Below are 20,232 nucleotides of genomic sequence, written 5' to 3' on the forward strand. Positions count from 1 at the left end.
ACGAAGCGGGCGGGCACCGGCTTCGGGGGGCCGGATGCCGGGAGGCGGGTGGCGGACGGTGAATGTTCCGGGGATCGGCATCGTGCACACGGTGGTGCGGACCGCGGCGAGCGCACTGGGCTCGCAGGCGCGACCACGTACACGCATCGTCGGCGAACACGCGCACATCGCGGTGCGCGGACTACGGGACGCCGAGGAGGCGACGGCAGCGGCGGTGACAGCTGCTGTCGAGCGGCGGCTCGCCGAGCTGCCCGCCGTACGGTGGGCAGCGGCCAACGCCGTGCTCGGGCACGTGGTGGTCGCCCTGGAAGGCTCCACGGAGCTTCTCGAGACGGCGCAGGCGCTGACCGAAGCGGTCGAGGCGGTGGAGGAGGAGCACGGGCTGACCGGCCCGCTGCCCGAACACCCCCTCGCGCCGAGCGACATCAGGCGCGCCGCGCTCTCCCTCGCGCTGCACGCGGCGGCCGCCCCGGTCGCCACCGCCGCCCAGCTCTCCCGGCGCACCCCGCTGCCGGTCGCGCTCTCCGCCCTGGTCACCATCGTCGACACCCAGCCGGCGCTGCGCCGCAGGGCGACGGCCGTGCTGGGCGCCGCCAACGTGGACGTGGCGCTGGCCGGCCTGAGCGCGCTCGCCCAGGCGGGCGCCGGCGGTCTCCCCGGGCTCGCCGTGGACGCCGTCCGGCACACCCTGCGGCTGGCCGAGACCGCAGCCCACCGCGACACCTGGGAAGCCGCGGCACCGCGCGTCGCCGGGACCGAGGAGCACGCCCGCGCCGCCGCGGCACCCGGCACGCCGCGCGAGGTGCCGCTGCGCGAGGGCCCGGTCGAGCGGTACGCGCGCCGGGCCGGATGGGTGGCCGGTACCGTCTTCGCCGGCACCCTCGCCGTCACCCGCAGGCCGGCACCCGCGGCGAGCGCGGCCCTGGCGACCGTGCCCAAACCGCCCTGGGCGGCCCGCGAGGCGTTCGCCGCCATCCTGGGCCGCGGCCTGTCCCTGCGCGGCACCCTCGTCGCCGACCCCGGTGCGCTGCGCCGGCTGGACCGCGTCGGCACCGTCGTACTGGACACCGACGCCCTGCTGACCGGCGGCCATCTGCTGGCCGACCTGGCCCCGCTGGACCCGGAGCGCTCCACCGGCGACCTCGCCGCGACCGCGTACCGGCTCTTCGACGGACGGCACCCCACGGCGGCGCACGAGGACGACGGCTGGTCGCTGGCGCCGCTGGGGGAGCCGGGGAGCGGGGAGGAGGCGGACGCGGCGGCCCGGCTGCGCGGCGCCGGCGCCCAGCACGTACTGGCGCTGACCCACGAGGGACGGACACGCGCGCTGGCCGCCGTGGTGCCCGAACTCCACGAGATCGCCGAGGGGTTGGTCACCGCGGGCCGCCGGCCCGGGCTCACCGTCCTGGCGGCGGGCGCACACGCGGACCACGTCGCCCTCTCCGACGCGCACGGCACGGTGCCGGGCGGCGACCGGCTGGCCGCCGCCGTCCGCGATGCGCAACGCGACGGCAGGGGCGTGCTGCTGATCTCCCGGGACCGGGCCGCGCTCGCCGCCGCGGATGTCGGCGCGGGCGTCACCGGCCGGGACGGCGTACTTCCGTGGGGCGCCGACCTGTACCTGGGCGCCGATCTCGCGCAGGCGGCGGTGCTGGTCGCGGCGTGCGGCGCCGCCCGGCCCGTCTCGCAGCGCGGCGTACGGCTGGCCCAGGCGGCGGCCGTGGTCGGCGCGGTGGCGACGCTGGCCGGCCGGCGCAGGCGCGGCCTCGCCGCGCGCAGCCTGCTCGCCGTCAACGCGGCGGCCGCGCTCGGCATGGCACAGGGCGTATGGGCGGCCGCGCAGGCGCTGCGCACCAGCGGCACCCCGATCAGGGCGCGTCAGCCCTGGCACGCCATGACCCCGGAAACGGTACTGGACCTGACCGACGGCACCGAGGATGGCCTGAGTACCCGTCAGGCCCGCAGCCGCACCAGGACGGCGTGGGAGCACGTGCAACAGCCCTCGCTGGTCCGGGCGGTCGCCACCGAGACCGCCAACCCGCTCACCCCGGTGCTCCTCGGCGGCGCCGCCCTGTCGGCCGGGGTCGGCGCGCTGCTCGACGCGTACATCATCGTCGGCGTCACCCTGCTCTCCGGCTGCATCGGCGGCGTCCAGCGGTACTTGGCCGACCGCGCCGTGGCCGACCTGCACCGCCGCTCGGCCGTCATGGCCCTCGCGCTGCGCGACGGCGAGGAGCGCCGGCTCCCCTCCGAAGAGCTCGTCGCGGGCGATGTCGTCGCGCTGGCCGCCGGCGATGTCGTACCGGCCGACTGCCGGCTGCTCACCGCCCGCGGCCTGGAGGCCGACGAGTCGGCGCTGACCGGCGAGTCGCTGCCGGTGGCCAAGGACGTCGCGCCCGTGCTCGCCTCGGACGTGGCCGACCGTACGTCCATGGCGTACGAGGGGACCACCGTGGCGGCCGGCCGGGCGCGCGCCGTGGTCGTCGCGACCGGCGCCGCCACCGAAGCGGGCCGCGGCGCGCAGGCCGGGCGGGGCGCGGCGGCCCCGGTCGGCGTGGAGCGCCGCCTCGCGCAGATCACCCGCACCACGCTGCCGGTGGCGCTCGGCGCGGCCGCCACCCTGATGACCGTCGGCCTGCTGCGCGGCCGCCCCGCTCGGGAGACGGTCGGCGCGGGCGTCGGCCTCGCCGTGGCCAGCGTCCCCGAAGGGCTGCCCTTCCTGGTCTCCGCCGCCCAACTCGCCGCGGCGCGGCGGCTGTCGGCACAGGGCGTACTCGTCCGCGACCCCCGGACCATCGAGGCGGTCGGCCGCACCGACGTGCTCTGTTTCGACAAGACCGGCACCCTCACCCACGGGCAGATAGCGCTCAGCGCCGTCTCGGCGGACGGCCGCAACCTGGCACTGGAACGCCTCACGCCCGCACATGAGGACGTACTGGCCGCCGGGCTGCGAGCCACCCCGCGCCGGCGCCGCAAGCAGCCGTTCGCGCACGTCACCGACAGCGCCGTGGTCAGCGGCGCCGAGGAGGCGGGTGTGCACCGCACCCGCTCGGCCCCCGGCTGGAAGCGCACCGCGTATCTGCCGTTCGAGCCCAGCCGCGGCTTCCACGCCGCGGTCGGCCGCAGCGGCCAGGAGTGGGTGCTGTCGGTCAAGGGCGCGCCGGAGGAGGTGATCCAGCGCTGCACCACCCAGGAGGGGCGGCAGTTGGACCGCGCCGACCGCGAGGAGATCCTCGCCGAGGGCGAGAAGCTGGCCGCCGAGGGACACCGTGTCCTCGCGGTCGCCGAACGCCGCACGCTCAAGGACCCGACCACCGAGGGCAAACTCGCCGACGAGACCGTCGGCAAGCTCGGCTTCCTCGGCTTCCTCGCCTTCTCCGACCAGGTACGCGGCACCGCTGCGGGCTCCGTGCAGGAACTCGCCGACGCCGGCGTGCACATCGTCATGATCACCGGCGACCACCCGCAGACCGCCGAGTCCATCGCCAAGGAACTCGGTGTCATCGACGGCCGCCGCGTCATCACCGGCGCCGAACTGGACGGGATGGACGACGCGGCACTGGACAGGGCACTGCCGAACGTCGGCGTCGTCGCCCGCTCCACGCCGGTGCACAAAGTACGCGTCGTCCAGGCGTTCCAGCGGCTGGGCCGTACGGTCGCCATGACCGGCGACGGCGCGAATGACGCGCCGGCCATCCGGATCGCCGATGTCGGCATCGCGCTCGGCGGCCGGGGCACCCCCGCGGCGCGCGCGGCCGCTGACCTGGTGGTCACCGACGACCGGCTGGAGACCATCCTCGCCGTGCTCATCGAGGGCCGGGCCATGTGGGCCTCGGTGCGCGAGGCGCTGGCCATGCTGGTCGGCGGCAACCTCGGCGAGATCGCCTTCACCGTCCTCGGCGCCACCGTCTCCGGCACCTCGCCTCTGACGGCCCGTCAACTCCTGCTGGTCAACCTCTTCACCGACCTGCTCCCGGCCATCGCGCTCGCCGTCCGCCGGCCGCATCCCGACGCCGCCGACCGGCTGCTCCGCGAGGGGCCGGAGGCGTCGCTGGGCGCCGCGCTGACCGACGAGACCGCGCAGCGGGCGCTCGCCACGGCGGCCGGCGCCGCCGCCGGCTGGCTCGCCGCGCGCCTCACCGGCCGCCCGGCCCGTGCCCGTACGGTCGCGCTCGCCGCGCTGGTCGCATCCCAGCTCGGCCAGACCCTGCTGATCGGCGGCCGGGACCGGTCCGTCGTGGCCTCCGCCGTCGGCTCGATGGCGGCCCTCGCGGCCGTCGTCCAGACCCCGGGCCTCAGCCACTTCTTCGGGTGCACCCCGCTCGGGCCGGTCGCCTGGACGATCGCCCTGGGCGCGGCCGGCGCGGCGACGGCGGGCTCGCCCTTCCTCCCGCCGCTGATCACCCGCATGGAGGCGCTGGCGACCCGGAAGAAGGGAGAACAGGTCCCGGCTACGGCTACGGTTACGGCTCCGTGAGTTCGGTCGCCACCTCGATGACGGCGGGCCGGCCGCTGCCGAGCGCGTCCTTCAGGGCGCGCACGAAGTCCTCGCCGGTCCGCACGGCGCTCGCCGCGACCCCGTAACCCCCGGCGAGCTGGACGAAGTCGATGCCGGGCACGTCCATGCCCGGCGTCTCCCCGGAGTCCAGCACCTTGGAGAACCAGCGCAGCGCACCGTACGTACCGTTGTTGAGGATCACGATGATCACCGGGATGCCGTACCGGGCGGCCGTCCACAGCGCCGTGATGCCGTAGTTCGCCGACCCGTCGCCGATCAGCCCGATCACCTGCCGCTCGGTGTGCGCCAGTTGCGCGCCGACGGCGGCCGGCAGGCCGAAGCCCAGTCCGCCGGAGGCCGGGAAGAAGTAACTGCCCGGCAGTGACAGATCCAGCTGCGCCCAGAACGCGCCGGTCGTCGAGGTGGACTCCTTCACGTACACCGCGTCCTGGGGCGCGTTCCTGCGCAGCAGCGCGAACAGCTCCTCCGGATGCAGCCGGTCGCCGGACGCGGCAGCGGGCGGGGTCCGGAAGCCCGGCAGTGGCGGCAGAGCCGGGCGCCGCCCGCCGGTCACCGCGTCCGCCACCCGCGCCAGCGCGTCCCGCACCCCGCCGACCAGCGCCTCGCCCATCGGCGCCCGCGCGGCCTCGCCCGGGTTACTGGTGAGGTGGATCAGCCGCGCGCCCTCGGGCAGATACGCGCCGGGCACGAACTGGTGGTACCGGAACACCGGAGCCCCGGCCACCAGGATCACATCGTGCCCGGCCAGCGCGTCGCTCACGCCCTGTACGGCGGCGGGCAGCACCCCGCGGAAGGCGGGGTGCCGGGTGGGGAACGGGCAGCGGGACGCCGAGGGCGCGATCCACACCGGCGCGCTCAGCTTCTCCGCCAGCCGTACCGCGTCGACATTGGCCTCCTCGGCGTCGGCCTCGGGGCCCAGCACCAGCACCGGGTTCTCGGCCTCGTCCAGGGCCGCCACCAGCTCGTCGAGCTGCGCCCCGCTCAGTGAGCCGGCCGCGGCCGTCCGACGCATCGTCAGGTGCCGGACACCCTCCGGCGCTTCCTGCGCCCAGTCGTCGTACGGCACCGACACATACACCGGCCCCTTGGCCGGCAGATTCGCCAGATGGACCGCCTGGCTGAGCGCGCGCGGCACGTCCGCCGCACAGGCGGGCTCGCAGGCCCACTTGACCAGCGGCTTCGGCAGCGCGGGCGCGTCCACGTTCGCCAGCATGACTTCCTGGCCGACCGTGGATCGCACCTGCTGGCCCGCGGTGATGACCAAGGGGCTGTGCGCGTACACGGAGTTGGCGAGCATGCCCATCGCATTGCCGGTGCCGGCGGCCGCGTGCAGATTCACGAACGCGGCGCCGCCGCGGGCCTGCGCGTACCCGTCGGCCATCGCCAGCACCGCCCCCTCGTGCAGCCCGAGGACGTATCGGAAGTCACCCGGCAGCCCGGCGAGGAACGGCAGCTCGTTCGAGCCCGGATTGCCGAAGACCGTCGTCAGGCCGTGCGCCCGGAGCAGCTCGTACGTCGCGTCCCTCACGGTGGCCATCGATTCTCCTCTTCCCGCGCCGATGATGGGCCTCACGGTAGGAGCGGCACGGCGCACGGGTACAGATCCACTGACTCACGCACAGCCATTGACAGCCGCCGGGTGCGGCCCGACACTCATGCCACTCGCTCGGTGAATGAGAGTTCACCAGGCGAACGACGATGAAACAAGAGCCGATGTGTCGATCCGCCGCACAGATTCCAGGGACACCATGACTTCCTCCGGCACGACCGGGCCAGGCCGCCCGACCGCCGACCGCCCGCACCACACCTTCCGCACGGTCTTCCCGGTCCTGGCCCTGTGCTGGCTGGCCGTCTTCTTCGACGGCATGGACGTCAACATCTACGGCGCCGTCATGCCGCACATGCTCGACGACCCCGGCCTCGGACTCACCCCCGCGAGCGCCGGCTCGATCGGGAGCTGGACCGCCTTCGGCATGTTCTTCGGCGCGCTCGCCGCCGGTAACGTCACCGACTGGCTCGGCCGCCGCCCCACCCTCGTCGCCAGCGTCGTCCTCTTCTCCCTCGGCTCCGCGGTCTGCGCCCTCGCCGGCGATCCGACGCTCTTCGGCGCCGGCCGGTTCCTCGCCGGCATCGGCCTCGGCGGCCTCACCCCGCTGGCCCTCGCCATGGTGCTGGAGTTCGCGCCGCCCGGCCGGGCCGCGCTCACCACCGGCCTGCTGATGTCCTCGTACCACGCGGGCGGCATGGCGGCGACCGGTATCGGGCTCGGCCTGGCGCCCGCAGCGGGCTGGCGCGCCGTGTTCTGGGCGGGCGTGCTGCCCGCCCTCATCGCCGTACCGCTGCTCCTGAAGTACCTCCCCGAGTCGCCCGGCGTGCTCCTCGCGCGCGGCGACCGCACCCGGGCCGACGCCGTCGCCGACCGGTACGGCCTGCCCCGGCCCACCCCCGTCCAGGCCCCGGCCGCCGGCGCCAAGGGCCGCCTCGCCGCCGTCCGCGCGCTCTTCCACCCGGAGTCCCGCTGGGCCACCCTCCTGCTCTGGCTGGCCTCCTTCTGCGGCCTGGTGCTGGTGTACGGCATCTCCACCTGGCTGCCGCAGATGATGCGCGCTTCCGGCTACGGCCTCAGCTCGTCGGTGACCTTCCTGATGGTCATCAATGCGGGCGGGATCGTCGGCATGTTCGTCGCGGGCCGCGCCGCCGACCGCTTCGGCCCGGCAAAGATCTCCGCGCTCTGGTTCGCCCTCACCGCGGCCGGCGCGCTGCTCCTCAAGTCGCACCTGCCGCTCGGCGTCACCTACGCCGTCATCGCCCTCACCGGCGTCGTACTCTTCAGCGCCCAGGTCATGGTCTACGCCGTCACCGGCACCGTCTACCGCGACAGCGAACGCGCCGCCGGGCTCGGCATGGTCACCGGCGTCGGCCGGATGGGCGCCGCCTTCGGCCCCTGGCTGATCGGCGTCCTCGCCGCCACCGGCAGCCAGACCATGGGCTTCACCGCCTTCGCCCTGGCCGGCCTCCTCGGCGCAGCCGCCATCGCCCTCGTCCCCCTGGCGCGCCGCAGGGGCGCGCCGGGGGTGACGGCACGTCAGACCGCTGCTACTGGAGGAGAGGCGGCACAGCGGCGGGGTTGAGGGTGTGGGCGATGCCGGTGTTCAGGTCGATGGTGCAGCCCGCGTCGAAGGCGCGCTGGTAGGCGTCCGCCCCGAGGGCTTCGCGGGTCTGTCGTTCGCAGACTTGGTGGGCGGCCACCACGGCGGGGACACCCGCCTGTGGCCGACCGAGTGTCTCCCACAGCTGCGCGGCCAGACCGAGCAGCCACGCGGCGTCCTGGCCCCGGCCCGTGGCGGTGGCGGCGCGGGCCAGTGCTTCCAGGGCCATGCCGGTGCCCACGCCGTCCCGCAGCCGGTGTTTGACCAGCAGCGCGGCCCGGGCGTGCGCGTCGGCCTCCTGGAACCGGCCCAGCGCCAGCTCGGCCTGGGCGCGGACGAAGTCGCCCCAGGCGCGCATGCTGCGCTCGCCGTTGCGGTCGCAGGCAGCGCTCAGCTCGTCCAGCCAGGCGACGGCTTCCTCGAAGCGGCTCGATGCGACGAGCGAGTGGGTGAGGAGGACCAGGGCCGCCAGGGGGAGCAGGGTGAGTGGTTTCTCGCGCCAGTCCGTGGCGAGCAGGACCTCGGCCTGGGACACCGTCTGCGCCAGGTCGCCACGCAGCGCCAACGCCCGCAGCTCGGTGGCGGCCGCGTAACGCCGCTCCGCGTCGCCGAAGTGCGCCGCCAGAGCGGTGCACTCGGCGGCCCGTGCCTCGAGGGCGGGCAGATCGCCCAGGTGGAGCACCACTTGACCGCAGACGTACAGGGCCTTCACCCGGGCCGGGGAGGGGGTGGTGTCGGCGGCCAGGGCCTGGTCCAGGTAGTGCCGGCCCTCCCTAAGGAACCCGCAGCTGTACCAGAAGAACCACAGCGCCACCGTCATCTCCAGCGCGATGTGGCCCTCGGGCTCGGTCAGGCTGTACTCCAGCGCGGCGCGGAGGTTGTCGTGCTCGGCGGTCATCCGGTCGTACCAGGCGAACTGGTCGGGTCCGATCCAGGCGGCATCGCCCCAGCGGGCCAGGGCCAGGTAGTGGTCCCGGTGACGGCGGCGCAGCGTGTCCTCCTCGCCAAGACCGCGCAGCCAGTGGGCCCCGTACTCGCGGATGGTGTCCAGCATCCGGTAGCGCTCTCCGCCCCCGGTGGGCTGCCAGATCAGGATCGATTTCTCCGTCAGCGTGCCCAGGACGGCAGGGATCTGCTGGGCCGGGAGGTGGTCGTCGGCGCAGACCTGCCGGGCCGTCTCGGCGTCGAAGCTGCCGGCGAAGACCGACAGCCGCGCCCACAGCAGCCGTTCGGCAGGCGTGCACAGCTGGTGGCTCCAGCCAATCGCGGTGCGCAGGGCCTGGTGCCAGGGAGGTTCGGCGTCGCGGGCAATGCCGTCGGTGTCGCCCAGGACGGCGAAGCGGTCGTCCAGCCGTGCGGTCAGTTCCCGTACCGGCAGATCGCGCAGGCGGGCCGCGGCCAGTTCGATCGCCAGGGGCAGCCCGTCCAGCCGCCGGCACAGCCGTACCAGCTCCGCGCGGTCGGCATCGGTGACCGTGAAACCGGGCACCGCCTCCGTGGCGCGCATCGTCAGCAGGGCCACCGCGTCCGCCGTGCCCGCCCGCGCGTCGTCGGCCTCGGGCACCGGCAACGGCTCGATGGACAGAATCCGTTCGCCCACGACGTTCAGGGTGCGGCGGCTGGTGGCCAGGACCCGCAGGCCGGGCGCCGCCCTCAGCAGCGCCTCGGCGGCGAACGCGCAGGCATCGGTCAGGTGCTCGCAGGTGTCCAGCACCAGCAGCAGCTCCCGCTCGGCCAGGTACTCCGCCAGCACGTCGATCATCGGGCGGGTGGTCTGATCGGCCAGCGGCAGGGCCTCGGCGATGGCGTGCGCCAGCAGATCGCCCTGCCGCAGCGGCGAGAGCTCCACCAGCCACGCCCCGTCACGGAAGCGGGACTGGAGTGCGGTGGCGGCATTCAGCGCCACCCGGGTCTTCCCCACCCCGCCGACTCCGGTCAGCGTCACCAGCCGTGCGGGCCCCTCGCGCGAGGACCCCTCGAACAGCCGCTCAATCTCCGCCAGCTCCGCCCCACGATCGACCGTCCCCGTCCGCGGCCGGGGCAGATTCCCCACCCGCCGCTCCTCCGCCGCCACGACTGCCCTCCTCGGCTCGGCCCCACGCAACCACGGCGTGCATCGGGAGGCAGCCTGTCCCAACACGCCACGCTGGGTAACCGTTGTCCATCAAATGCCAGAAACCGCCGCAGCGCTGATCGCAAACGAGCGCGGCAGACCGGATGACGGCCGCTGCCGCACGCGATACGGAAGCGCCGGTCCGACGAGTCAGTGTCGTGCGAATCTCCAGGCGGAAGTTCGTTGGCAGGGCTCAGAACGGGTAGTGCGCCTGCTGTGTCGCGACCGTCAGCCAGCGGGTGCTGGAGAATGCCTCGATGCCCCAGCGGCCGCCGAACCGTCCGTAACCGGAGTCCTTGATGCCGCCGAACGGTGCCTGCGGCTCGTCGCCCACGGACTGGTCGTTGACGTGCACGATGCCGGTACGGACACGGCGCGCGACGGCCAGCCCGTGCGTGGCGTTCTCGGTGAGGACGCCGCAGGTCAGGCCGTTCTCCGTGTCATTGGCCAGGGCGATGGCCGCGTCGTCGTCGGCGAACGTCTCGATGACGCAGACCGGGCCGAACGCCTCGCCGTAGTAGAGCTCCATCTCCTTGGTGACGCCGGTCAGCACGGTCGCCGGGTGCACCGCGCCCTCCGGCGCCCCGCCCCCGGCCAGTACCGTGGCGCCCTTGTCCACCGCGTCCTGCACCAGCGCCGCGACGCGCTCCGCGGCCGCCGGGCTGACCAGCGGCCCGACGACGGTGCCCGGCTCGCGCGGGTCACCGGCCGGCAGCGTCGCGACCTTCGCGGTGAACTTCCGCGTGAACTCCTCCGCGAGGCTCTCGTGCACGAGGATCCGGTCGCCGGACATGCAGATCTGACCCGCGTTCATGAACACGCCGAAGGTGACCGCGTCGACCGCGTAGTCCACGTCCGCGTCGTCCAGCACGAGGATCGCGTTCTTGCCGCCCAGCTCCAGCACGGCGGGCTTGAGGTGCTTCGCCGCGTGGGTGCCGATGATCCGGCCGACCCCGGTCGAGCCGGTGAAGTTGACGGCCCGTACGCGCGCGTCGGCGATCAGCGTCTCGGCGACGACGGCCGCGTCCTCGGGGGCGTTGGTGACCACGTTCAGTACGCCGTCCGGGAGCCCCGCCTCGCGCAGCACGTCGGCGACGAACAGCCCGCAGGCCAGCGGCGCGTCCTCGCTCGGCTTGACCACGACGGTGTTGCCCGCGGCGAGCGGCGCGGCGACGGCACGCACTCCGAGGATCAGCGGCGCGTTCCACGGCGCGAACGCCCCGACGACACCCAGCGGTTCGCGTACCGCCATGCCCAGCGCGCCGCTCTCCTGCGTGCTGAGCACCTCGCCGCGCGGCGCGGTGATCGCGGCGGCCGCCTCGCGCAGCACGTTCGCGGCGAGCGCGACGTTGAAGTGCGCCCACGGCGCCGTACCGCCGACCTCCTGCGCCATCAGCTCGACGGCCTGCTCACCCTTGGCGTCGAGCAGGTCGGCGGCCTTGAGGAAGATGGCCCGGCGGGCGAACGGGGCGAGCGCGGCCCACGCGGGGAAGGCCGCGTCCGCGGCGTCCACGGCCCGCGTGATGTCCTCCGGCCCGCCGGCGGCGACGGTCGCGTACACCTCACCGGTGAACGGGCTGATGTCCTCGGTCGTACGTCCGGAGGCGGCGGGCACGTCCTTGCCGCCGATGAAGAGTTCGCGCGTGGTGGCCATGCGGTCAATGATGCCAGGGCACTCTGAGGAGCCGTATGGGGTGCCGTGCGGGTGAAGCCCCCGCCGTTCTCCGCGGACCTGCGCCACGCCCGGGTACAGAAGTCCCATGCGTGCCCTCGTCATCAACTGCACCCTCAAACCCTCTCCGCAGCCGTCGAACACCGAGGCCCTCGCCGGCGTCGTCGTCAGGGCCCTGGACACCCACGGCGTCACCGCGCGGACCGTCCGGGCCGTCGACCTGAACCTCCTCCCGGGTGTGCAGACCGATATGGGCGAGGGCGACGACTGGCCCGCGGTGCACGAGAAGATCCTGGCCGCCGAGATCCTGATCCTCGCCTCACCCACCTGGCTGGGCAGGCCGTCCTCCGTGGCGCAGCGCGTACTGGAGCGCATGGACGCGATGCTGAGCGAGACCGACGACCAGGGGCGCCCGGTCGCCTTCAACCGTGTGGCCGGCGTCGTCGTCACCGGCAACGAGGACGGCGCGCACCACGTCATCAGCGAGCTCAACGGCGCCCTGGTCGACATCGGCTACACGATCCCCGGCCAGAGCTGGACGTACTGGCACCTGGGTCCAGGGCCGGGCCCGGACTACCTCGACGAGGACCGGGGCCACGACTGGTCCGCCTCCACCGCCCGTGCCATGGCCTCCCAGCTCACCCACACGGCCCGCGCCCTCGCCGCGCACCCCCTGCCCGCACCCCCGTCCTGACCCCCTGACCCCGAAGCTCAAGGAGTAGTCGACCGTGACATCACAGCGTCCCCGGGGCCCGCGCGCCCTGGCCACCGCCCTGGCGGCACTTTCGGGCGTACTGGCCCTCGCGTCCTGCGGCTCGGACGATTCCCCGGAGTCCGGCGGATCATCCAGCGCGACGTCCGCGTCCGCTTCCGGCTCCGGCAGCGCGGCCCCGGGCGGCGCGGTGAAGTGCGGCAAGGCGGCCACGCTGCGGGCCTCCGGCTCGACCGCGCAGCAGAACGCCATGCGGTTCTGGATCAGGAACTACCAGAAAGCCTGCGACGGCACCCGGATCCAGTACGAGGGGTCCGGCTCCGGCGCCGGTCAGAAGGACTTCCTGGCGGGCCGTACCGCCTTCGCCGGTTCCGACTCCGCGCTGCAGAAGTCACAGCGGGACGGGGCCAAGGCGTGTGCGGACGGCGGCCGCGCCGTCCACCTGCCCATGCTCGGCGGCCCGATCGCCCTCGCCTACAACCTGCCGGGCGTCAAGAAGCTGGTACTGGACGCCCCCACCATCGCCCGGATCTTCGACGGCAAGATCACCAAGTGGAACGATCCGGCGATCGCGAAGCCGAACCCCAAGGCCGACCTGCCCGCGACCGCCATCAAGGCGGTCCACCGCTCCGACGACTCCGGCACGACCGACAACTTCACCTCGTATCTGCACGCCGCCACCCCGGACGCCTGGCCGCACCCGCACGACCAGAAGTGGCCTGCCAAGGGCGGTGACTCGGCCACCGGTTCCGCCGAGCTGGCCGGCAAGGTGAAGCAGACCGAGGGCGCCATCGGCTACGTCGAGCTCGCCCACGCGATCGGCAAGACCCTCCCCACGGCCTCGCTCGACACCGGCGCCGCGGCCCCGGTCGAGCCCACCGTCGTCAACGCCTCTAAGGCGCTGTCCGGCGCGAAGATCGCCGGCTCGGACGGCGACCTGGTTCTCGACCTCGACTACCGGCCCAAGATTGCCGGCGCGTACCCGATCGGCATGGTCACGTACGAGATCGTCTGCGACAAGGGCAACAAGGCGAAGACCTGGCCGGCCACCAAGTCATTCCTTCTCTACGCCGCCGGCATGCAGGGCCAGCAGGACCTCTCCTTCCAGGGCTACGCCACCCTCCCCGCCAAGGTCATGGACAAGGTACGCAGCAAGATCAACAGCATCTCCTGACCCGCCCGTCATGGTTGTCCGTGTGAAACACGCCTGACCTGCGGAATTCCTTGGGGCGTCCGCTCTGCGGTTCCCGTGGTCCGCAGTCGGCAGTCGCGCACTCCCTGGCAAAAGCCGCCGTTGTCCTGTGCATCACAGGCGCGGCGGCTTTCTGTGTCTCCCTTTCCAAGGTCCTTGCGTGACCGTGGTACCGACAGCTGAAGGCTGACCCTCGTGTCGATGCTGCGGAAAACGGCATCTGTTGACCCGTCCGGCGACGAATTCCGTACCCATGGACGCCTTGACGCTCCGGATCTCGTCGGGCTTCTATATGCGCCGGGAGCAGATCAAGCTCACCGGCCGCCCCACCATCGCACGGGCAACCGCCGGTCAGCTCGGAAGCACGACCCAGCCGTCTACGGAGGCGATAACGCTCCCGCCATCACGTGTCACACCCAGTCGATCGGAACCGCTCCATGACCGACATCCTCAGCCAGCCACCCACCGGTGACCGCACCGCGGTGACCACCGACGCCGCCGACGCCCCGGGCCAGGACAGCCCGAAGACGCTGAAGCGCTCGATCGGCGTCGTCGGCGGCACCCTGCTGACCCTGTCCTGCGTCACGCCCGCCTCCACGCTCTTCGTCGTGGTGCCCGACCTCTTCGCCGACCTCGGGACCTTCACCGCCCTGACCATCGCGATCGGTTCCCTCCTCTGCATCGCGGTGGCGTTCTGCTACTCGGAGCTGGGCACTCTGATCCCGAGCGCCGGCGGCGAGTACGCCATGGTCTCCACGCTGACCGGACGGCTGGCCGGCTGGCTGGTGTTCGTCCTCTCCCTGTTGGTTGTCATGATCGTGCCGCCCGTGATCGCCATGGGCACCGCGGACTACCTCGCCCCCGTGGTCCACATACCGGCCCCGATCGCCGGCGCCGCTGTGATGCTCCTGGCCACCCTCGCCGGCCTGCTGGACCTGCGCGCCAACGCCTGGATCACCGGCATCTTCCTGGTCCTCGAAGTTGTCGCCGCGGGCGTCGTGGCGGTACTGGGCTTCGCGCACACCGAGCGCGGCGGCGCCGCCCTCCTGCACGGCACCGTCGCCGGCCCCACCGGCACCCCCGGCCCGGTCACCGCCCTGCTCATCGTCTCCGGCCTGGCCATCGCCCTCTTCGTCACCCAGGGCTTCTCCACCGCGGTCTACCTCTCCGAGGAGCTGGAGGACCCGCGTCGCAACGTCGCCCGTACCGTGCTGGCCACGCTGGCGATCTCCACCGCCGTCATCCTCGTCCCGGTCATCGCGATCACCCTCGGCGCCCCCAGCCTCGAAGCCCTGACCTCGGGTGACATCGGCACCATGGTCACGGCCTGGAGTAATTCGGCAGTCGGTACCTTCGTCAGCCTCTGTGTCGCGCTGGCCATCATCAACGCCGGAATTGTCATGGTCATCCAGAATTCCCGCGTGCTGTTCGCCTCCGCCCGCGACAAGGCATGGCCCCGGCCGGTCAACGAGGGGCTCTCCCGCCTCGGCCGCTTCGGCTCTCCGTGGGTGGCGACCCTGGTCGTCGGCCTCCCCGGCGCGGCCCTGTGCTTCGTCAACCTCGACACGCTCTACGGCGTGACCGGTGTCTCCGTCTCCGGCATGTACCTGCTCGTCGCCATCGCGGCACTGGCGGCCCGGCGCGGCGCCCACAAGAAGATGGCCGCCTGGCGGATGCCGCTGTGGCCCGCGGTTCCGCTGCTGCTGATCGTGGTCCTCGTCTACATCCTCAGCCAGCAGGAGATGCAGTACCTGCTGTGGACCGGCGGCATCGTGGCCGTGGCCACCGTCTACTGGGCCGGCTACCTCCGCCCCCGCCAGGACACCCACTGGCTGGTGACGCTGCCGGAGGACACGCTGCTGCCGGACGCCGACGCCGACGCAGAGGCTGAGATCGAGGTCGACGCCGAGTCGGCCGGCATCCCCGCCCGGGCGACCGCCGAGACCCGCTGACGGTTGCCGACCCGCTGACGGTCGCCACCTCCTCCGTTTTCGATCGCGACTGCGTGGAACGCGTCTGTGTGTACTGCAGTCGTGGACGAGGAGGTGGCGCCGTGCCCAGCTTGAGCAGCCGAGTCCTGTTGCTCGTCGCGTCGGCGCTGGGACACCGGATGGGGTACCGCGACCCGGTCGAGGTGCGTCGGAAGGTCGAGCGGCAGCAGCGGCGGCCCGCCGCGTTCGGGCCGCCCAAGCGGCTGGACCGGCACTGCCGGGTGACGGCCCACTTCCGCCACGGATGGCCCTGTTACGAGGTCGTCCCGCGGGACGGCGACGCACAGGTCCAGGTCCTGTACCTCCATGGCGGTGCCTACATCGAGGAGGTCGGCGACAACCACTGGAACCTGATCGAGAAGCTGGCGACCAGTGGTGCGGCACGCGTGGTCGTACCGGTCCACCCCCTGGCGCCGCGCGGTACGGCGTCCACCGTCGTCCCGGACCTCACCGCACTGGCGGGCCGGCTCACCGCGGACGGCACGCTGCCCACGGTGTTCATGGGCGACTCGGCCGGCGGCGGACTGTCCGTGACGCTGGCACAGCGGCTGCGGGACACCGGCGGCACCCCGCCGGCCGAGCTGGTGCTGATCTCGCCCTGGCTCGACGCCGTACTGGACAATCCGAACATCGCGGACCTGCAGCCGCACGACCCCATGCTGGGCGTGGAGGCGCTGCGCTACTGCGGCTCGCTGTGGGCCGGCGAGCTGGACCTCGCCCATCCCTGGGTGAGCCCGGTGCGCGGCAGCCTGGCCGGTCTGCCGCGCACGACAGTGTTCGCCGGCACCCGTGACATCCTCACCGCCGATGCCCGCCGCTTCCGCGACCTGGCGACGGCCGAGGGCGTCGACGTGGACTTCAACGAGGCGCCGGGCCAGATCCACGTCTATCCGCTGTGGCCCACCTCCGAGGCCCATCAGGCCCGCAGCCACCTGTTCGCCTCGCTGCCCGGCCCCGCCTTCTCACCGCTCGCCAAGTAGGGAGAAGGCGGGGCGAGTGGGAAGCGGGACGCTCAGCTCAGCGTGCGCAGCATCGAGGCGTCGAACGGTACGAGCTCGTCGGTGCGGCCCTCGAAGATCTTCGCGGCCCACTCCGGGTCGCCGAGCAGCGCACGGCCCACGGCGACCAGGTCGAACTCGTCGCGCTCCATCCGGTCCAGCAGCCGGTCGATGCCGGCCACACCGGCCTGCTTGCCCTGGAACGCCTGGATGAACTCGTTGTCGAGGCCGACCGAGCCGACGGTGACGGTCGGGAGCCCGGAGAGCTTCTTGACCCACCCGGCCAGGTTCAGGTCCGAGTCCTCGAACTCCGGCAGCCAGTAGCGGCGCGTCGAGCAGTGGAAGGAGCTCACGCCGGCGGCGGTGAGCGGCGCCACGATCGCGTCCAGCTCCTCCGGGGTGTCGGCGAGGCGGGCCTCGTAGTTGCCCATCTTCCACTGGGACGTCCGGAAGAGGATCGGGAAGTCGGGGGAGACCGCCGCGCGGCAGGCCGCCGCGATCTCGGCGGCGAAGCGGGTACGGGCCACGGGGTCGCCGCCGTACGCGTCGGTGCGCTGGTTGGTGCCCGACCACAGGAACTGGTCGATGAGGTAACCGTGCGCGCCGTGCAGCTCGATCCCGTCGAAGCCGATGCGCTCGGCCGCACGGGCCGCGTCCGCGAACGCCGCGATGACGTCGTCGAGGTCCTGCTGCGTCATGGCGTGCCCGGACGGCGTGCCGTCCAGACCGAGGCCGGACGGGCCGGACGGCGGGGCATCCGGGAAGGGCGGCGCGCCGGCTTCCCGGGCCATGCCCACGTGCCAGAGCTGCGGCATGATCGTGCCGCCCGCCGCGTGCACCGCTTCGACGACCTTCTGCCAGCCGCCGAGCGCGTCCTCGCCGTGGAAGCGGGGGACGGCGCCGCTGGTGCCGGCGGCCGGGTGATCGACGTACGTCCCCTCGGTGATGATCAGGCCGACGCCGCCCGCGGCACGGCGCGCGTAGTACTCCGCGACATCGGCGCCCGGGACACCGCCCGGCGAGAACTCGCGGGTCATCGGCGCCATGGCGATGCGGTTGGGCACGGTCAGCCCGCCCAGGGAGAAGGGGCGGGAGAGCACCTGGGCCGCGCGGGCGGCAGGGTCGCTGGAGGTCACGTGTGGTTCTCCTCAAGTCGTCATACGAGGGAGAACGCCGCCGGAAGGCGGGCGTTCCGCCTGTACGCAACGCCCGCCACCAGCATGGTCATCCGCATTTCACTGTCGCCTGCGCCACAGTGTGCTGTGTACACCTACAGGGCAGGGGCTGCCGTGCACGCCCGCGGGGCAGGCGCTCAGGAGCCGACGGTGAGGTGCTCCGCCGCCCAAGCGGCGAGCTCGCGGCCGCACGCCGCCACCGACTCCTGCCACGTCCTGGCCGCGTCGTCGCCCGCCTCGTCGCTGACGTGCTTGACGAGGCGCACCGGCACGCCGGCCTGCTGCGCGGCGGCCACGACCGCGTACCCCTCCATGTCCACCAGCGCGGCGTGCGCCGCCAGACGGTCGCGGGCCGCGTCGTCGGCGATGAAGGAGTCACCGGTCGCCAGTACCGGCCCGCCCTCGTCCGCCAGGTCCAGCGGCGCGCCGTAGATCTCACCCGTCAGCGCGGCCAGTGCCGCGCTGTCCAGGTCGTGCTGGATGACCGAGCCGATCACATGGGTACCGCGCAGGCCCGGACGCAGCGCGCCCGCGGTGCCCAGGTTGACGATGCCGGAGGGGCGGGGGCCGCGCGCCAGTACGGTGGCGAGCGCGGTCGCCGCGTTGACCTTGCCGATGCCCGTCAGCAGGACCGGGAAGCCGGCGCCGAGGAACTGCGCCTCTTCCTTGACGGCGACCACGAGCAGCGGCCGGTCGGCAGTGATCTCTCCGATGAGTTCCATGCCGTCACGCTAACCTCACCCGTTTCGGCGCCGGCTGCCGGGTCAGCGGGGGCGTCAGTCCGTCGCCGCCTGGGGATACCGCACGAACAGAATCCCGTGCACGTCCTCGCCGTGCGGCGCGCTGTAGACGTGCGGGGAGTCGGCGCGCCAGTGGGCGTACTCGCCCGGGCCCGCCGTCTGGAGTTCCGCCGGGTCGCCCACCACGGCCGTGCCCGCCAGCACCATCAGGCTCTCCGAGGTGTCCGCGATGTGCGCGGCCGACTCCTGGACGCTGCCCGCGGCGATGCGGATGCGGAAGATGTCGGTGACGGCCGGCGGCTCCTCGAAGCGCTCGATGAGCACCGCGGTGACGGCGCTGCCCGAGACCCCTTCGGCCCGCGCCTCGAAAGCATGCCGTGGGTGGTCGCTGAGTACCGCGCTGAGCGGACTGTTGAGCGCGGTGGTCAGCGCGTACAGCGTCTCCAGCGTGGGGTTGCGCTGTCCGCCCTCCAGCTCCGAGAGCGTGCCCTTGCCCACGCCCGAGCGCCGGGCCAGTTCGGACAGGGACAGGCGTTGCTGCTGGCGGAGCTCCCGGAGCCGGCGCCCCACCTCGTCGTTCAGGCCCATGCCGCGCGCTTCCGTTCCCGTCTCCAGAAGGTCGTTGACGAGCGACCAGCCTACTCTCTACTGTTCCGCAAACAGAACGTTCCATAAACAGAACAAGTTCCACAGACCGAACAGAACTCTGGAAACGATGTCCCTGATGCTGGCTCGAATACGCGCCGCCGCCCCGCCCTCCGCGGTCGTCGCCGGACTGATCGCGGTGACCGTGGGCGTCACCAGCTCGGCCGCCCTCATCTTCACCGCCGCCAAGGCGGCCGGCGCGGACTCCCGCGAGATCTCCTCCTGGATGCTCGCCCTCAGCGTGGGCATGGCCTGCACCGGCATCGGCCTGTCCGTGCGCTACCGGGCGCCCGTGGTCATCGCCTGGTCGACGCCGGGCGCGGCCCTCCTGACCACGAGCCTGAGCGGCGTGCCGATGGACCGGGCCGTGGGCGCCTTCCTGTTCTCCGCGCTGCTCATCCTCGCCAGCGGGGTGACGGGCTGGTTCGCCCGCGCCATGAGCCGCATCCCCGTCCCCATGGCGGCCGCACTGCTCGCGGGGGTCCTGCTCCAGTTCGGTACCGGCCTCTTCACCACCATGCACAGCAGCTTCGCTGTGGCCTTCCCGATGTTCGTGGCGTACCTGCTCGGCCGCCGGCTGCTGCCCCGCTACGCCGTACTGCTCGCCCTCGCCGCCGGCATCGTCGCCACGGTGTTCACCGGAGGCTGGCACGCGGAGCGGGTGCGGCTCTCCGTGGCCACGCCGGTCTTCGTCACTCCGGACTTCGACTGGAAGGTCCTGATCAGCGTCGGCGTTCCGCTGTTCGTGGTCACCATGGCCTCCCAGAACCTCCCCGGCGTCGCGGTGCTCCGGGGCGCGGGCTACGACGTACCGGTCTCGCCCCTGATGACCTGGACCGGCGCCGCGAACCTGCTGCTGGCACCGTTCGGCGCGTACGGCCTCAACCTCGCGGCGATCACCGCGGCCATCTGCACCAGCGAGGAGGCCCACCCCGACCGCCGCAAACGCTACGTCGCCGCCGTCTGGGCCGGGATCTTCTACCTGTGTGTCGGCGTCCTCGGCGCGACGGTGGCGTCCCTGCTCGACGCGATGCCGCACGCCCTCGTCCTCGGCATCGCCGGCATCGGCCTGCTCGCCACCGTCACCAGCTCGCTGGCCACCGCACTGTCCGACACCGCGTCCCGCGAAGCGGCCGTGGTCACCTTCCTCGCCACGGCCTCCGGCGTGACCCTCCTCGGCATCGGCTCGGCCTTCTGGGGCCTGCTGGCAGGCGCCCTCACCAGCGTGATCCTCTCGGCGGGACGCAAGCGGCGGAAGCCGGACGACCCCGCCCCCGACACCTCCTCCACCACCCGCCCGCACCGGCTCAGCACCCGTACCTGAAC

13 protein-coding genes are annotated in these 20,232 nt (G+C 73.1%); 7 read left to right on the plus strand and 6 right to left on the minus strand.

What is annotated here, in order from left to right; translation table 11 throughout:
- Positions 1–58 precede the first annotated feature (58 nt).
- The gene (locus tag IG84_RS0118030; RefSeq protein WP_211266475.1) at positions 59–4,477 is read left to right on the plus strand and encodes a cation-translocating P-type ATPase; all 4,419 of its coding nucleotides are present in this window, start codon (positions 59–61) and stop codon (positions 4,475–4,477) included.
- Here IG84_RS0118030 and mdlC read toward each other — a convergent pair.
- Positions 4,464–6,056, minus strand: coding sequence for a benzoylformate decarboxylase (gene mdlC, locus IG84_RS0118035; RefSeq protein WP_031058032.1), 1,593 nt, complete (start codon positions 6,054–6,056; stop codon positions 4,464–4,466). The genes IG84_RS0118030 and mdlC overlap by 14 nt on opposite strands.
- A gap of 211 nt (positions 6,057–6,267) precedes the next feature.
- Here mdlC and IG84_RS0118040 point away from each other — a divergent pair, with 211 nt between their 5' ends.
- Positions 6,268–7,650, plus strand: coding sequence for an MFS transporter (locus IG84_RS0118040; protein WP_078648962.1), 1,383 nt, complete (start codon positions 6,268–6,270; stop codon positions 7,648–7,650).
- On the opposite strand, the gene IG84_RS0118045 is transcribed toward IG84_RS0118040, so the two are convergent.
- Entirely contained in the window at positions 7,616–9,742 is a 2,127-nt protein-coding gene (locus IG84_RS0118045; RefSeq protein WP_051861908.1) for an ATP-binding protein, read from the minus strand. The two genes, IG84_RS0118040 and IG84_RS0118045, sit on opposite strands and share 35 nt — an antisense overlap.
- Positions 9,743–9,974: 232 nt before the next feature.
- Entirely contained in the window at positions 9,975–11,435 is a 1,461-nt protein-coding gene (locus tag IG84_RS0118050; protein WP_031058039.1) for an aldehyde dehydrogenase family protein, read from the minus strand.
- A 106-nt stretch (positions 11,436–11,541) separates the two neighbouring features.
- Between IG84_RS0118050 and IG84_RS0118055 the strand changes: the two genes are divergently transcribed.
- The 4 genes from IG84_RS0118055 to IG84_RS0118070 all read left to right on the plus strand — a co-directional run bounded on the left by IG84_RS0118055 (position 11,542) and on the right by IG84_RS0118070 (position 16,328).
- A complete protein-coding gene (locus IG84_RS0118055; RefSeq protein WP_031058041.1) occupies positions 11,542–12,147 on the plus strand; it encodes a flavodoxin family protein in 606 nt (201 codons plus the stop codon).
- Between the two features lie 34 nt (positions 12,148–12,181).
- A complete protein-coding gene (gene pstS, locus IG84_RS0118060; RefSeq protein WP_031058044.1) occupies positions 12,182–13,339 on the plus strand; it encodes a phosphate ABC transporter substrate-binding protein PstS in 1,158 nt (385 codons plus the stop codon).
- 455 nt (positions 13,340–13,794) lie between these two features.
- Entirely contained in the window at positions 13,795–15,309 is a 1,515-nt protein-coding gene (locus tag IG84_RS0118065) for an APC family permease (RefSeq protein WP_078648965.1), read from the plus strand.
- A gap of 101 nt (positions 15,310–15,410) precedes the next feature.
- Entirely contained in the window at positions 15,411–16,328 is a 918-nt protein-coding gene (locus tag IG84_RS0118070; RefSeq protein ID WP_037800447.1) for an alpha/beta hydrolase fold domain-containing protein, read from the plus strand.
- A 32-nt stretch (positions 16,329–16,360) separates the two neighbouring features.
- On the opposite strand, the gene IG84_RS0118075 is transcribed toward IG84_RS0118070, so the two are convergent.
- From IG84_RS0118075 to IG84_RS0118085, 3 genes are all read right to left on the minus strand, one after another.
- Positions 16,361–17,482 (minus strand): NADH:flavin oxidoreductase, encoded by a 1,122-nt coding sequence (locus IG84_RS0118075; protein ID WP_031058052.1) that lies wholly within the window; start codon positions 17,480–17,482, stop codon positions 16,361–16,363.
- Between the two features lie 176 nt (positions 17,483–17,658).
- Positions 17,659–18,243 (minus strand): nucleosidase, encoded by a 585-nt coding sequence (locus IG84_RS0118080; RefSeq protein ID WP_031058055.1) that lies wholly within the window; start codon positions 18,241–18,243, stop codon positions 17,659–17,661.
- A gap of 54 nt (positions 18,244–18,297) precedes the next feature.
- On the minus strand, positions 18,298–18,849 hold the full coding sequence (locus IG84_RS0118085; protein ID WP_031058057.1) for a helix-turn-helix domain-containing protein: 552 nt from the start codon (positions 18,847–18,849) through the stop codon (positions 18,298–18,300).
- 127 nt (positions 18,850–18,976) lie between these two features.
- Here IG84_RS0118085 and IG84_RS0118090 point away from each other — a divergent pair, with 127 nt between their 5' ends.
- Positions 18,977–20,230, plus strand: coding sequence for a benzoate/H(+) symporter BenE family transporter (locus tag IG84_RS0118090; RefSeq protein WP_051861912.1), 1,254 nt, complete (start codon positions 18,977–18,979; stop codon positions 20,228–20,230).
- Positions 20,231–20,232: the final 2 nt, after the last annotated feature.

It is taken from the genome of Streptomyces ochraceiscleroticus, assembly GCF_000720485.1.
Taxonomy (GTDB): Bacteria; Actinomycetota; Actinomycetes; order Streptomycetales; family Streptomycetaceae; genus Streptomyces; species Streptomyces ochraceiscleroticus.

What these genes read in the sequence shown, in the direction of transcription:
- IG84_RS0118090 (WP_051861912.1), top strand. Translation starts at nt 18,977, where the DNA reads ATGTCCCTGATGCTGGCTCGAATACGCGCCGCCGCCCCGCCCTCCGCG.
- mdlC (WP_031058032.1), bottom strand. Translation starts at nt 6,056, where the DNA reads ATGGCCACCGTGAGGGACGCGACGTACGAGCTGCTCCGGGCGCACGGC.
- IG84_RS0118040 (WP_078648962.1), top strand. Translation starts at nt 6,268, where the DNA reads ATGACTTCCTCCGGCACGACCGGGCCAGGCCGCCCGACCGCCGACCGC.
- IG84_RS0118050 (WP_031058039.1), bottom strand. Translation starts at nt 11,435, where the DNA reads ATGGCCACCACGCGCGAACTCTTCATCGGCGGCAAGGACGTGCCCGCC.
- IG84_RS0118065 (WP_078648965.1), top strand. Translation starts at nt 13,795, where the DNA reads ATGACCGACATCCTCAGCCAGCCACCCACCGGTGACCGCACCGCGGTG.
- IG84_RS0118055 (WP_031058041.1), top strand. Translation starts at nt 11,542, where the DNA reads ATGCGTGCCCTCGTCATCAACTGCACCCTCAAACCCTCTCCGCAGCCG.
- IG84_RS0118080 (WP_031058055.1), bottom strand. Translation starts at nt 18,243, where the DNA reads ATGGAACTCATCGGAGAGATCACTGCCGACCGGCCGCTGCTCGTGGTC.
- IG84_RS0118085 (WP_031058057.1), bottom strand. Translation starts at nt 18,849, where the DNA reads ATGGGCCTGAACGACGAGGTGGGGCGCCGGCTCCGGGAGCTCCGCCAG.